At 55.5% G+C, this 13,313-nt stretch carries 13 protein-coding genes and 1 pseudogene; 10 read left to right on the forward strand and 4 right to left on the reverse strand.

Annotated elements, in window-relative coordinates; all coding sequences use genetic code 11:
- Position 1 precedes the first annotated feature (1 nt).
- The gene (gene queE / locus HA45_RS02195; protein WP_100703620.1) at positions 2–673 is read left to right on the forward strand and encodes a 7-carboxy-7-deazaguanine synthase QueE; all 672 of its coding nucleotides are present in this window, start codon (positions 2–4) and stop codon (positions 671–673) included.
- An 84-nt stretch (positions 674–757) separates the two neighbouring features.
- Here queE and HA45_RS02200 read toward each other — a convergent pair whose 3' ends face one another.
- A complete protein-coding gene (locus tag HA45_RS02200; protein ID WP_100703621.1) occupies positions 758–1,357 on the reverse strand; it encodes an inorganic diphosphatase in 600 nt (199 codons plus the stop codon).
- A 129-nt stretch (positions 1,358–1,486) separates the two neighbouring features.
- Positions 1,487–1,849, reverse strand: a complete 363-nt coding sequence (queD, locus tag HA45_RS02205) for a 6-carboxytetrahydropterin synthase QueD (RefSeq protein WP_176505758.1) — start codon at positions 1,847–1,849, stop codon at positions 1,487–1,489.
- A 294-nt stretch (positions 1,850–2,143) separates the two neighbouring features.
- On the opposite strand from queD, the pseudogene cysJ reads away from it, so the two are divergent.
- From cysJ to HA45_RS02220, 3 genes and pseudogenes are all read left to right on the forward strand, one after another.
- Positions 2,144–3,948, forward strand: a pseudogene (gene cysJ, locus HA45_RS02210) (NADPH-dependent assimilatory sulfite reductase flavoprotein subunit).
- Positions 3,948–5,672, forward strand: a complete 1,725-nt coding sequence (gene cysI, locus HA45_RS02215) for an assimilatory sulfite reductase (NADPH) hemoprotein subunit (protein WP_100703623.1) — start codon at positions 3,948–3,950, stop codon at positions 5,670–5,672. The pseudogene cysJ and the gene cysI overlap by 1 nt, the downstream one beginning before the upstream one ends.
- A complete protein-coding gene (locus HA45_RS02220) occupies positions 5,669–6,403 on the forward strand; it encodes a phosphoadenylyl-sulfate reductase (protein WP_100703624.1) in 735 nt (244 codons plus the stop codon). The genes cysI and HA45_RS02220 overlap by 4 nt, the downstream gene beginning before the upstream one ends.
- Before the next feature lie 103 nt (positions 6,404–6,506).
- Here the strand turns inward: HA45_RS02220 and HA45_RS02225 are convergent, their stop codons facing one another.
- Both HA45_RS02225 and HA45_RS02230 read right to left on the reverse strand, forming a co-directional pair.
- Positions 6,507–6,791 carry a YciI family protein gene (locus HA45_RS02225; RefSeq protein ID WP_100703625.1) on the reverse strand — a complete coding sequence of 95 codons (285 nt, stop codon included), beginning with the start codon at positions 6,789–6,791 and terminating at the stop codon, positions 6,507–6,509.
- Between the two features lie 9 nt (positions 6,792–6,800).
- Positions 6,801–7,820 (reverse strand): aminopeptidase, encoded by a 1,020-nt coding sequence (locus HA45_RS02230; protein ID WP_100703626.1) that lies wholly within the window; start codon positions 7,818–7,820, stop codon positions 6,801–6,803.
- 248 nt (positions 7,821–8,068) lie between these two features.
- Here HA45_RS02230 and cysG point away from each other — a divergent pair, with 248 nt between their 5' ends.
- From cysG to ftsB, 6 genes are all read left to right on the forward strand, one after another.
- Positions 8,069–9,484 carry a siroheme synthase CysG gene (cysG, locus tag HA45_RS02235; protein WP_100703627.1) on the forward strand — a complete coding sequence of 472 codons (1,416 nt, stop codon included), beginning with the start codon at positions 8,069–8,071 and terminating at the stop codon, positions 9,482–9,484.
- Positions 9,485–9,493: 9 nt separating this feature from the next.
- On the forward strand, positions 9,494–10,402 hold the full coding sequence (gene cysD, locus HA45_RS02240; RefSeq protein WP_100703628.1) for a sulfate adenylyltransferase subunit CysD: 909 nt from the start codon (positions 9,494–9,496) through the stop codon (positions 10,400–10,402).
- 10 nt (positions 10,403–10,412) lie between these two features.
- Positions 10,413–11,840: a sulfate adenylyltransferase subunit CysN gene (gene cysN, locus HA45_RS02245; RefSeq protein WP_100703629.1), complete on the forward strand. Its 1,428-nt coding sequence runs from the start codon at positions 10,413–10,415 to the stop codon at positions 11,838–11,840.
- Complete coding sequence (cysC, locus tag HA45_RS02250; RefSeq protein WP_100703630.1) at positions 11,840–12,445, forward strand: adenylyl-sulfate kinase; 606 nt, start codon at positions 11,840–11,842, stop codon at positions 12,443–12,445. The genes cysN and cysC overlap by 1 nt, the downstream gene beginning before the upstream one ends.
- A 56-nt stretch (positions 12,446–12,501) precedes the next feature.
- On the forward strand, positions 12,502–12,822 hold the full coding sequence (locus HA45_RS02255) for a DUF3561 family protein (protein ID WP_100703631.1): 321 nt from the start codon (positions 12,502–12,504) through the stop codon (positions 12,820–12,822).
- Positions 12,823–12,993: 171 nt separating this feature from the next.
- Positions 12,994–13,311: a cell division protein FtsB gene (gene ftsB, locus HA45_RS02260; protein ID WP_007893240.1), complete on the forward strand. Its 318-nt coding sequence runs from the start codon at positions 12,994–12,996 to the stop codon at positions 13,309–13,311.
- The last annotated feature ends 2 nt before the right edge of the window (positions 13,312–13,313 follow it).

Raw genomic sequence — 13,313 nt, forward strand, 5'->3', positions numbered from 1 at the left:
AATGTTCTACCCGATTAACGAAATGTTCCAGACCCTGCAGGGTGAAGGTTTTTACACCGGTGTTCCGGCGCTGTTCATCCGCTTACAGGGATGTCCGGTGGGCTGTAGCTGGTGTGATACCAAACATACCTGGGAAAAGCTGGCCAATCGGGAGACCTCGCTGGGCGATATTCTGGTGAAAACCGTGGAGAGTGACGCCTGGGGCAGCGCCGACGCGGCGATGCTGATTGAGACCATTCAACGTCAGGGCTGGACCGCGCGCCATGTGGTGATCACTGGCGGCGAACCGGCCATTTTTGATTTGCGCCCGCTGACCGAAGCGTTAGAAGCCGGTGGATTTGACTGCCAGATTGAGACCAGCGGCACGCATGAAGTGCAGTGTTCTGACGCCACCTGGGTGACGGTTTCACCTAAGGTGAATATGCGCGGTGGTTATGACGTGTTGCCGCAGGCGTTGCAGCGTGCGGATGAGATTAAACATCCGGTGGCACGTGAGCGTGATGTGGAAGCGTTAGATGTTTTACTGGCAGGCCTGCACGATGACAAAAAGCGCATCGTGGCGCTGCAACCGATCAGTCGCGGCGATGCGGCCACCAAACTGTGCATTGATACTTGTATTGCGCGTAACTGGCGCCTTTCGATGCAGACGCATAAGTATTTGAATATTGCTTAATCCCGTAGCGGCGTGATTCATCACGCGTATTTTGCAACATCACTGCTGCTAAATGCGCGATGAATCGCGCCGCGACGATAGGTTTTACTGCTTCGCTTTATAAGCGTCGAACGCCTGCTTGATTTCAGTTTTGGCTTTCGCCGCATCTTCAAAACCATTCAGCTCAACTTTCTTACGACCGTCTGGCAACTGCTTGTACACACGGAAGAACGCCTGCAGACGCTCCTGCTCCATTTTCGGCAGATCGCTCATCTCTTTGATGTCATCGTAAGTTGGGTCGATTTTGCTGGCCGGCACCGCGACGATTTTGTCATCCACTTCGCCGCCATCGATCATCTTCAGCACGCCAATCGGACGCAGTTTGATCAACGTGCCCGGTTGCAGCGGTGCGCGGGTGTAGAAAATCACGTCCAGCGGATCTTTATCGCCACCCAATGACTGCGTCAATGAACCGTAATTGGCGGGATAAGCCACCGGCATCGACTGGAAGCGGTCAGCCACAATAAAGCCGGTTTTAGCATCGGTTTCATATTTGATCATGCCGCCAGCCGGGATTTCGGTCACGGCATAGAATTCATCCGGCACGTTTTCTGGCTGTGGGAAATCCAGTACGTTTTGCGCCTGAACGGCGGCAGAGGCGGAAACAAGCAAAGCAATAACAGAAAGACGTTTGACGAGGTTCATTGTTGATTCTCTTGATCTTTAATGAAGGAGACAACAACGTAGTGGGGGCGGATGACAGGGAGATGAAGTGAACGTAAAGAAGCGTATAGCTGAAAGTCAGGCTGCACAGCGGCAGCCCGTCAACAGTGATTAACCTTTATAAGTACAACCTGCGGTACAGGTTTCTTTGATCATCACGGCGCTCAGTTCTGGCAGGATCGGCTTCATCTGATCCCAAATCCATTTTGCCAGCACTTCGCTGGTTGGATTTTCCAGGCCTGGAATATCATTCAAATAGTGATGATCGAGACGATCATAAATCGGCATAAATGCCGCCTTCAGTTCGGCAAAATCCATTACCCAACCGGTATGTGCATCCACTTCACCGGTAATTTCTAGTCGCACCAGAAACGAATGGCCGTGCAGACGACCACACTTATGCCCTTCAGGCACATGCGGCAGACGGTGAGCAGATTCGAACTGGAACTCTTTAAACAGCGTGGTAGACATAATGGCTCTCAGACTTAAAAACCGCCGAATTCTACCTGAATCACAGATTTTTCGCACCCGCTAGTGTTGAAAAGGGCATTTTGCGCCCTGGCAGGCGATCGGTCACTGATTAAATCATTGAATTACTGTGGCTTTATTTACCACTTTTGTCGATTAACATTACCCGAAAAACCACTTAGTCATTTTGGTTATTTATTATGTCGAAGGCTTATTTAATCGTTAATATACAGCCCGGTAACCTACTCACTCTTCCGCCACATATCGGTCCGGACCTCATACACTGGAATTTTTAACGCGATGACGACTCAGGCACCAGGTTCAATGCTCCCGCTTAATCCGGAGCAACTCGCGCGCTTACAGGCAGCGACCACGGATTTCAACACCACGCAGATGGCCTGGCTTTCCGGCTACTTCTGGGGCATGGTCAATCAGACGCCGGGCGCCGTTGCCGCACCTGCGCCGGTTCAGGCAGAAGTGCCAACCATTACGCTGATTTCCGCTTCGCAAACCGGTAACGCCCGTCGTCTGGCTGAACAACTGCGTGATGACCTGCTGGCCGCCAGGCTGAGCGTCAATCTGGTGAACGCCGGTGACTACAAGTTCAAGCAAATCGGCCAGGAGAAATTACTGGTGGTGGTCACCTCCACTCAAGGTGAGGGCGAGCCGCCAGAAGAAGCCGTCGCGCTGCATAAATTCCTGCTGTCGAAGAAAGCGCCGAAATTTGCGGCAGGCTCCGCGTTTGCGGTGTTTGGCCTCGGCGATACCTCTTACGAGTTCTTCAGCAAAGCCGGTAAAGACTTTGATGAGCGTCTGGCTGAGCTGGGCGCAGAACGTCTGCTGGATCGTGTTGATGCGGACGTCGAGTATAAAGAGCAAGCCACGGCCTGGCGTCAGCAGCTGACCGAGATCCTGAAAGCGCGCGTGCCGAGTGAATCCTCGGTGGTCGCAGCCGTAACGGCATCCGGCGTGGTGAACGACATTCACACCAGCCTTACAGTAAAGAAGCGCCGCTGACCGCCAGCTTTGCTGCCAACCAGAAAATCACCGGCCGCGATTCCGATAAAGATGTGCGCCATATCGAAATCGATTTGGGCGATTCAGGTCTGCGTTACCAACCGGGCGATGCGCTGGGCGTGTGGTTTGAGAACGACGCCGAGCTGGTGGATGAATTGCTGCAGCTGGTGTGGCTGAAAGGCGATGAGTCCGTTGAAGTGAACGGCGAAACCTTGCCGCTGGCTGAGGCGCTGCAAAAACATTATGAGCTGACGGTGAATACCCCGCAGATCGTTGAGCAATATGCGGCGCTGTCACGTAATGATGCGCTGCTGGCGCTGTCAGGTGATAAGCCGAAGCTGCAAAGCTATGCGCAAAGCTTCCCGATCGTCGATATGGTGCGTCAGGCCCCGACCGAACTGAACGCCGAACAGCTGACCGGGCTGCTGCGTCCTCTGACCCCTCGTCTCTATTCCATCGCCTCGTCGCAAGCGGAAACTGATACCGAGGTGCATATCACCGTTGGCGCAGTCCGCTACGAGATTGACGGTCGTCAGCGCGGCGGTGGTGCGTCAACCTGGCTGGCCGACCGCATCGAAGAAGAGGGCGAGATTCGCGTGTTCATCGAACACAACGACAACTTCCGCTTGCCGGCCAACCCGGAAACCCCGGTGATCATGGTCGGTCCTGGCACCGGCATCGCGCCGTTCCGTTCCTTTATGCAGCAGCGTGATAACGACGGCGCAGGTGGCAAGAACTGGCTGTTCTTTGGCAATCCGCACTTCACCGATGATTTCCTCTATCAGGTGGAATGGCAGAAATACGTCAAAGACGGCTTGCTGACCAACATTGATTTAGCGTGGTCACGCGACCAGGTTGAGAAAATATACGTACAAGATAAAATCCGCGCGAAAGGGGCGGAAGTGTGGCGCTGGATTGAAGAGGGCGCCCACCTTTACGTCTGCGGCGACGCCAATCGCATGGCGAAAGACGTTGAGCAGGCATTACTGGATGTGGTGGTCGAACACGGCAGCATGGATCGTGAAACGGCTGACGAATTTTTAAGTGAGCTGCGCATTGAGCGCCGTTATCAGCGAGACGTTTACTAATGAGCGAAAAACATCCTGGACCGCTGGTCGTTGAAGGCAAGCTGGTCGACGCTGAGCGTCTGAAAAAACAGAGTAACTATCTGCGCGGTACCATTCTCGAGGATCTCGATGAAGGCCTGACCGGCGGCTTTAGCGGCGATAACTTCCTGCTGATCCGTTTCCACGGCATGTACCAGCAGGATGACCGTGATATCCGTGCCGAGCGTGCAGCGCAGAAACTGGAACCGCGCCACGCGATGATGCTGCGTTGCCGCTTGCCGGGCGGCATCATCACGCCAACCCAGTGGCTGGCGATTGATAAGTTCGCCACCGATAAAACCATTTATGGCAGCATCCGTCTGACCAACCGTCAGACCTTCCAGTTTCACGGCATTCTGAAGAAGAACGTGAAGCCGACGCACCAGATGCTGCACGAAGTCGGCCTCGACGCGCTGGCCACCGCCAACGACGTGAACCGTAACGTGCTGTGCACCTCGAATCCAGTGGAGTCGGAGTTGCATCAGGAAGCCTACGAGTGGGCGAAAAAGCTCTCCGAGCACCTGTTGCCGCAAACCCGCGCTTACGCTGAGATTTGGTGGGATAAAGAGAAGGTTGCCACCACGGATAAAGAGCCGATCCTCGGTGAGACCTATCTGCCGCGTAAATTCAAAACCACGGTGGTAGTGCCGCCGCATAACGATGTCGATCTGCATGCCAACGATCTGAACTTCATCGCCATTGCGGAGAAAGGCAAACTGATTGGCTTTAACCTGTTGGTTGGCGGTGGTTTGTCGATCGATCACGGGAACAAAGCGACTTACGCGCGTACCGCCAGCGAGTTTGGTTACCTGCCGGTGGAAAAGATTCTCGATGTTGCCGCTGCGGTCGTCACCACCCAGCGTGACTGGGGCAACCGTACCGATCGTAAAAACGCCAAAACCAAGTACACGCTGGAGCGCGTTGGCGTTGACACTTTCAAAGCCGAAGTGGAAAAGCGTGCCGGTCTGACGTTTGAGCCGATTCGTCCGTATGCCTTTACTACTCGTGGCGATCGCGTGGGCTGGGTGAAAGGCATCGACAAGAAGTGGCACCTGACGCTGTTTATCGAAAACGGTCGTCTGATGGATTATCCGGGTCGTCCGCTGAAACGCGGTATTGCCGAAATCGCTAAAATTCATCAGGGCGACTTCCGTCTGACCGCCAACCAGAACCTGATTGTGGCCGGTGTGCCCGAGAAGCAAAAAGCACAAATCGAAGCCATCGCCCGTGAACACGGTTTGATGGAAGCGGTCACGCCGCAGCGTGAAAACTCGATGGCCTGCGTGGCCTTCCCGACGTGTCCGTTGGCAATGGCTGAAGCCGAGCGCTTCCTGCCTTCCTTCGTCACCAAGGTCGAAGAGATCATGCATAAGCACGGCGTCGGTGAAGAGCACATAGTGCTACGCGTTACTGGTTGCCCGAACGGCTGTGGCCGTGCTTTGCTGGCAGAGTTGGGTTTGGTGGGTAAAGCACCGGGCCGCTACAACTTACATCTTGGCGGCAACCGCATGGGTACACGCATTCCGCGCATGTACCGCGAGAACATCAACGAAGGCGAAATTTTGGCCAGTATCGATGAGCTGGTGGCGCGCTGGGCTACCGAGCGTCAGGCTGATGAAGGTTTCGGTGACTTCGTGATTCGCGCGGGCATCATCAAAGCCGTGGTGGATCCCGCCCGTGATTTTTGGGACTCGGAGGCAGTATGACGGTACTTGATCTCGCAGCACTGAACAGTGGCAGCAAAGTTGATCGCATCATGGCATTGGCCGAAAGTAACGTGCAGCTGGAGAAACTCTCTGCTGAGCAACGCGTGAGCTGGGCGCTGGAAAATATGCCGGGCGCGTTTGTGCTGTCCTCCAGCTTTGGTATTCAGGCGGCGGTTTTGCTGCATATGGTGACGCAGCAGAAACCGGATACGCCGGTGATCCTGACCGATACCGGCTATCTGTTCCCGGAAACTTATCGTTTTATTGATGAGCTGACCGAGAAGCTCAATCTCAACCTGCAAATCTTCCGCGCTGAGACCTCTCCAGCATGGCAGGAAGCGCGCTACGGCAAACTGTGGGAGCAGGGCGTCGAAGGGATTGAGCAGTACAACCAGATCAACAAAGTCGAACCGATGAACCGCGCGCTGGAAACGCTGGGCGCGCAGACGTGGTTCGCTGGTTTGCGTCGTGACCAGTCTGGCAGCCGTGCCAGTTTGCCGGTGCTGGCGGTGCAGCGCGGCGTGTTCAAGATTCTGCCGATCATTGACTGGGATAACCGTCAGGTGCATCAGTACCTGCAGCAGCATGGCCTGAAGTACCATCCGCTGTGGGACGAAGGTTATTTGTCAGTGGGCGATACGCACACCACCAAGAAGTGGGAACCGGGCATGGCAGAAGAAGAGACGCGCTTCTTTGGCTTGAAGCGCGAGTGCGGATTGCACGAAGGTTAATGCAGAAAACAGCTGAAAACCGTAGCGGCGTGATTTATCGCGCCCCCCTTCAGCGCCTCTAACGCTGACAGGTGCACGATAAATCGTGCCGCTACGATTAACTTTAGATTCCTTTCAAGCCAGCAAACGCATCTGCCGCACGCGTTACGTTCACCTTCGTCACTTCATAATGGGCCACCGCGACAAACGGATCTTCTGCCAGAATCGCAACCAGTTGGGCGCGATCCATCTCCTTCACCAGCACCATGCCACCAGTGCGCGGATCTTTACGGCCTGCCGCGATAAAGTCTCCGCTGTCAAAATAGCGATCCAGCCACTCAATATGCGGTGCCAGCAACGCATCGGCTTCTTCAGCGGGACGGAAATAATTCAGATACACCACGTACATAGCAAATCCTCAGGTTGTTGGGTTAGCCAGCTCGGTCACCAGCGGCAGTAAGATCTTCACGCTGTCGCGCGTGCGTTGCGTAATCCGGCCCGGAAGCCAGCGATCCAGATAATTAAGGTTATCGCGATCGGTTTGATGACGCACGTTGCCCTCCGGGAAGTGGCTACTGTGCGCACGCTGCTGCTGACCATCTTTATTACCCAGCGCCCAGTTAGCGGCGGTGACATCCAGCAGCGGCATCCCGGCTTTGTCGAACGGGTTCACGCCCGGATAGTCGCGCGCGGTCAAACTGTGGCTGGCGGCGGAAATACCGAAGCGATGGGCCAGCTGCACGGCGCGTGCGCTGGTCTGTTTACGTACCGCAGAAGGCGTATTGATACCACTGTTGAAGTAGAGATGGTCACCAACGATCAGACTGTTGAGGTCGATCACCAGCAACGTGTTCTTCTTCTCCTGCGCACTCATGCGCGTCAGATAATCATCCATACCGTGCAATCCCGCTTCACCGGCGCTGAGTGCGACAAAACGCACGCCGTAATGCAGCGGGGTTTTACTCAACTGTTGCGCCAATTCCAGCATCACGCCGAGGCCAGAAGCATTGTCATCGACGCCTTGTAAACGCAGGCCACCGAGATTGTTGTCGGCTTCGTGGCGGCTAAGCGGCGTCCAGGTGTCGAGATGGGAGACAATCAGGATCTCTTGCGGCACCGCGCCAGCCCGGGCAGCTATCACCGAGGTGGCCGAGACTTTACGTGGGCGCGTCTCACCCTTGCGGTCTAACCAGTTGTAGCTGGTATTGAACTGACGGGTATTACTCTTATAACCCAGCTCAGTGAATTGCTGCTGCAGGTAATCGGTGGTCATCAGCTCGGCTGGGCTGCCGCTCATACGGCCGGGAAAATAGGTGGCAATGTGGCGCAGCTGCTGTTCAGCAAAATGCCCTGGCGCGTCAGTGGCGGCGTGGGCAAAGAAAGGCAAACCGCCCGCAATCAGTGCGGCCAGCACGGTGCGGCGGAGAGTGGCAAACATAGTTAGGGTCCTTTTGTGACATCCCGTCATGCTAAAAAAATTCCCGATTAGTATGAAACTGTGACCGCGATTGCACAATTTGAATTGCTCCGAAACACCAGCAATATCATTTGTTAAGCACAAATTGTTATCAGCAATCCTGGGTCGTTATTCCATTCGGTAACTACTAATGCCAATTCGTAATTTCATCTGCTGGAAGGTGGGAAAGTATAGTCGCGTTAACTTATTGTAAAACTAGCAAGGTTAACGTGGATTATCTGCCTCTCTTTGCCGATCTCAAAAACCGTCCGGTGCTGGTTGTCGGCGGTGGTGAAATCGCTGCGCGTAAAATCGAACTGCTGCGACGGGCCGGTGCGCGCGTGCTGGTAGCTGCGCGCGAACTCGGCCATGAGTTGCAGGCGCTGCTGGACATTAACGCGATTGAGTGGATTGCACCCCGCTTCGAACCGGCTCAGTTGGATGGCGTGTTTTTGGTGATCGCTGCCACGGATGACAACGCGCTGAATGCGCAGGTGTTTGATGCCGCCAACGCGCGCCACAAGCTGGTGAACGTGGTGGACGATCAGCCCAAGTGCAGCTTTATCTTCCCTTCTATTGTTGATCGCTCTCCGCTGGTGGTGGCGATCTCCTCGAGCGGCACTGCGCCAGTGTTAGCGCGTCTGCTGCGTGAAAAAATTGAGGCGCTGTTGCCTGCCAACCTGGGTCAGATGGCCGAAGTAGCGGGGCAATGGCGTGACAAGGTTAAACAGCGTTATCACAGCATGTCGGAACGTCGTCGCTTTTGGGAGCGGGCGTTTAATGGTCTGTTCGCCAGCCAGATGTCAGCCGGTAACGTCAACGAAGCACGTCGCACGCTGGATCGTGAGTTAAAGAATGACAGCGACAATCAGGGTGAAATTACCCTGGTGGGTGCCGGTCCGGGTGACAGCGGTTTACTGACGCTGCGCGGCCTGCAGGTGATGCAGCTGGCGGATGTGGTGCTGTATGACCATCTGGTGAGCGAAGAGGTGCTGGAACTGGTGCGCCGTGATGCCGATCGTATCTGCGTCGGCAAGCGTGCGGGTGCACATTCCGTATCACAGGAAGAGACCAATGCGATGCTGGTCGAGCTGGCGCTGCAGGGCAAACGCGTGGTGCGTTTGAAAGGCGGCGACCCGTTTATTTTTGGCCGCGGTGGCGAAGAACTCCAGGCGGCGAAAGCGGCGGGCATTCCGTTCCAGGTGGTGCCGGGCATTACTGCGGCGGCGGGCGCCACTGCTTATGCCGGGATTCCATTGACCCATCGCGACCACGCGCAGAGCGTGCTGTTTGTCACCGGGCATTTGCGCAGTGATAGCGCAGGCATTGACTGGCCGACGCTGGCACGTGCGCGACAAACGTTAGCCATTTATATGGGCACCCTTAAAGCAGCGGAAATCGCGGCGGGGCTCATCGAACATGGGCGCGCAGCCTCCACGCCGGTGGCGGTGATTGGCTGCGGCACGCGTCAGGATCAGCAGGTGCTGACCGGTACGTTAGATCAACTTGAGGCGCTGGCTGTAGCCGCGCCCACGCCAGCACTGATAGTGATTGGCGAAGTGGTGAATTTGCACGGGCAATTAGCCTGGTTCCAACATTCGGCACAGCAGGGGGCTCGCGAGTCCGCCGTTGTCAATTTGGCTTGAGGAAAAATTATGGACCAAAATCGTCTTACTCACCTGCGTCAGTTGGAGGCAGAGAGTATCCATATCATCCGCGAGGTGGCGGCCGAGTTCAGCAATCCGGTGATGATGTACTCCATCGGTAAAGACTCCTCGGTGATGCTGCATCTGGCGCGTAAGGCCTTCTATCCGGGCACGCTGCCATTTCCGCTGCTGCACGTTGATACCGGCTGGAAATTCCGTGAAATGTACGAGTTCCGCGATCGCACCGTGAAAAACATGGGTGCCGAGCTGCTGGTGCACCGTAATCCGGAAGGCGTGGCGATGGGCATTAACCCGTTTGTCCACGGCAGCGCTAAACACACCGACATCATGAAAACCGAGGGGCTGAAGCAGGCGCTGAATAAGTACGGTTTTGATGCGGCCTTCGGCGGTGCACGTCGTGACGAAGAGAAATCACGTGCCAAAGAGCGTATTTACTCGTTCCGCGATCGTTTCCATCGCTGGGATCCAAAAAATCAGCGTCCTGAGCTGTGGCACAACTACAACGGTCAGATTAACAAAGGCGAAAGTATTCGCGTGTTCCCGCTCTCTAACTGGACCGAGCTGGATATCTGGCAGTACATCTTCCTGGAAAACATTGAAATTGTTCCGCTGTATCTCGCCGCGCCGCGCCCGGTGCTGGAGCGTGATGGCATGCTGATGATGATCGATGATGACCGTATCGATCTGCAGCCCGGTGAAGTGATCAAACAGCGTATGGTGCGTTTCCGTACCCTCGGCTGCTGGCCGCTGACTGGCGCGGTGGAATCCGAAGCGCAGACGCTGCCGGAAATTATTGAAGAGATGCTGGTCTCCACCACCAGTGAACGCCAGGGCCGCATGATTGACCGCGACCAGGCCGGTTCGATGGAAATGAAGAAACGTCAGGGTTATTTCTAAGGAGACGCAGATGAATACCGTAATTGCACAACAGATTGCCGATCAGGGTGGCGTTGAATCCTGGCTGACCGCGCAACAACACAAGAGCCTGCTGCGTTTCCTGACCTGCGGTAGCGTCGACGACGGCAAAAGTACGCTGATTGGTCGCCTGCTGCACGATACCCGTCAGATTTATGAAGATCAGCTCTCCTCGCTGCATAACGACAGCAAGCGTCACGGCACCCAAGGCGAAAAACTCGATCTGGCGTTGCTGGTGGATGGTTTGCAGGCTGAGCGTGAGCAGGGCATCACCATTGATGTGGCGTATCGCTATTTCTCCACCGAGAAGCGCAAATTTATCATCGCCGACACGCCGGGGCATGAGCAGTACACCCGTAACATGGCGACCGGTGCGTCGACCTGTGATTTGGCGATTCTGCTGATCGATGCGCGTAAAGGCGTGCTGGATCAAACCCGTCGTCACAGCTTTATCTCCACGCTGCTGGGCATCAAGCATCTGGTGGTTGCCATCAACAAGATGGATCTGGTGGAGTACAAGCAAGAGACTTACGAGCAGATCAAACAGTCTTACCTCGATTTTGCCGCACAGCTGCCGGAAGATCTGGATATCCGTTTTGTGCCGATGTCTGCGCTGGAAGGCGACAACGTGGCAACCCCAAGCGTCACCATGCCATGGTACAGCGGCCCAACGCTGCTCGACGTGCTGGAAACCGTGGAGCTGAAGCGCGTGGTGGATCACCAACCGATGCGTTTCCCGGTGCAGTATGTGAACCGCCCTAATCTCGATTTCCGGGGTTATGCCGGTACGCTGGCGTCCGGCACGGTGCAGGTCGGCCAACGCGTCAAAGTGCTGCCTTCGGGCGTTGAATCGACGGTGACGCGCATTGTGACTTTCGATGGCGATCTGCAGGAAGCGGGTGCCGGTGAAGCGATTACGCTGGTGCTGAAAGATGAGATCGACATCAGCCGTGGCGATCTGCTGGTGGATGCCGCCGCTGAACTGCAAGCGGTGCAGTCTGCCACCGTTGATGTAGTGTGGATGGCAGAACAACCACTGCAGCCGGGCCAAAGCTATGAAGTGAAGGTCGCCGGTAAGAAAGCGCGTGGTCGCGTGGAAAAGATCATTCATCAGGTGGAGATCAATACGCTGGAGAAGCGTGCAGTCGAAAGCCTGCCGCTGAATGGCATTGGTTTGGTGGAAATCACCTTTGATGAGCCGATGGTGCTGGATGCTTATCAGCAGAACCCGGTCACTGGCGGTATGATCTTTATCGATCGCCTGAGCAACGTCACGGTGGGCGCGGGAATGATCCATCAGCCGCTGACCGATACGCGTGCACAAGCAGGGCAATTCAGTGAGTTTGAGCTGGAGTTGAATGCGCTGGTGCGCCGTCACTTCCCACACTGGAACGCCCGCGACCTGCTGGGTGGTAAGTAATGGCGCAACACGACGAAAACGTGGTGTGGCATGACCATCCGGTCTCGCGTGAAGAGCGTGAGCAGCAGCACGGCCATCAAGGCGTGGTGCTGTGGTTTACCGGGCTGTCAGGCTCGGGTAAATCCACCGTGGCGGGCGCGCTGGAGCAGGCGCTGCATCGCGCGGGCGTCAGCACTTATCTGCTGGATGGCGACAATGTGCGTCACGGCCTGTGTCGTGATCTCGGCTTCAGCGATGACGATCGCAAAGAGAACATTCGTCGCGTCGGCGAAGTGGCGAAATTGATGGTGGATGCCGGTTTGGTGGTATTGACCGCGTTTATCTCACCGCATCGCGCGGAACGCCAGATGGTGCGTGATTTGCTCGGCGCCGGGCAGTTTATCGAGGTGTTTGTCGATACGCCGTTGGCGGTGTGTGAAGCGCGCGATCCGAAAGGCTTATACAAAAAAGCCCGAGCCGGAGAGTTGCGTAACTTTACCGGCATCGACAGCGTGTATGAGGCGCCGGACGCGCCGGAAATCCATCTTGATGGCGAACAATTGGTTACAAAACTGAGCGCCCAATTGTTAGACCTCCTGCGTCACCGCGATATCATCAGATCCTGAACCGACAGCGGCAAATCCCAAGGGGTTTGCCGCGATTATGCGTCAACAGGATCTCTATGCAGAACGTAACCCCCATGCTGGCACGCAAAGATGAACGCACCCCGGATGAGCCTCGCTCATCATTGCCGGGCGGCGTGATTGGCTTTCTCTCGTACTGGTGCGCGCTGGCGATTCCGTTCATGCTCTACGGTTCCAATACGCTGTTCTTCTTCCTCTACACGTGGCCGTTCTTCCTCGCGTTATTACCCGTTTCGGTCCTGATTGGTATCGTACTGAGCTTAATGATCCGCGGACATCTGTTCTGGAGCGGGGTGATCACCACGATTGTGGTGGTGTGTCTGTTCTGGCTGTTGTTCTCATTTCTCTCGGGTTGGTAACCGCTTGCTGATGTGCAAACGCATCGGCTGGTTACAAAACTTTACCCGCCGCTTCGCTGTAAATCCGTTCATTCCTTGTGTAGACATTCACCGGTGTACGGCATTTTCGCTGTCACTGTGGAGTCCTGTGCGAAGTTATGGGATGATTGGGCCGTTTTTCAGGGGGCGGGGATGGGAAAATTGACGCTACTGTTGCTCGTGCTGCTGGGATGGCTTCAATATTCCTTGTGGCTGGGTAAGAACGGTATCCATGACTATACGCGCGTCAACGAAGACGTCGCGTCGCAGCAGGCGAATAACGCCAAACTTAAAGCGCGTAACGATCAGCTTTTTGCCGAAATTGATGACCTCAATGGCGGTTCAGAGGCGATTGAGGAACGTGCACGCAATGAACTGGGCATGATTAAGCCCGGCGAGACTTTCTATCGCCTGGTGCCAGACCAGAACAAACGTAACGCGCAACAAGCTGCGCAGAATCAACAACGATAAAC

The sequence above is a fragment of the Pantoea rodasii genome (assembly GCF_002095465.1).
Taxonomy (GTDB): domain Bacteria; phylum Pseudomonadota; class Gammaproteobacteria; order Enterobacterales; family Enterobacteriaceae; genus Pantoea; species Pantoea rodasii.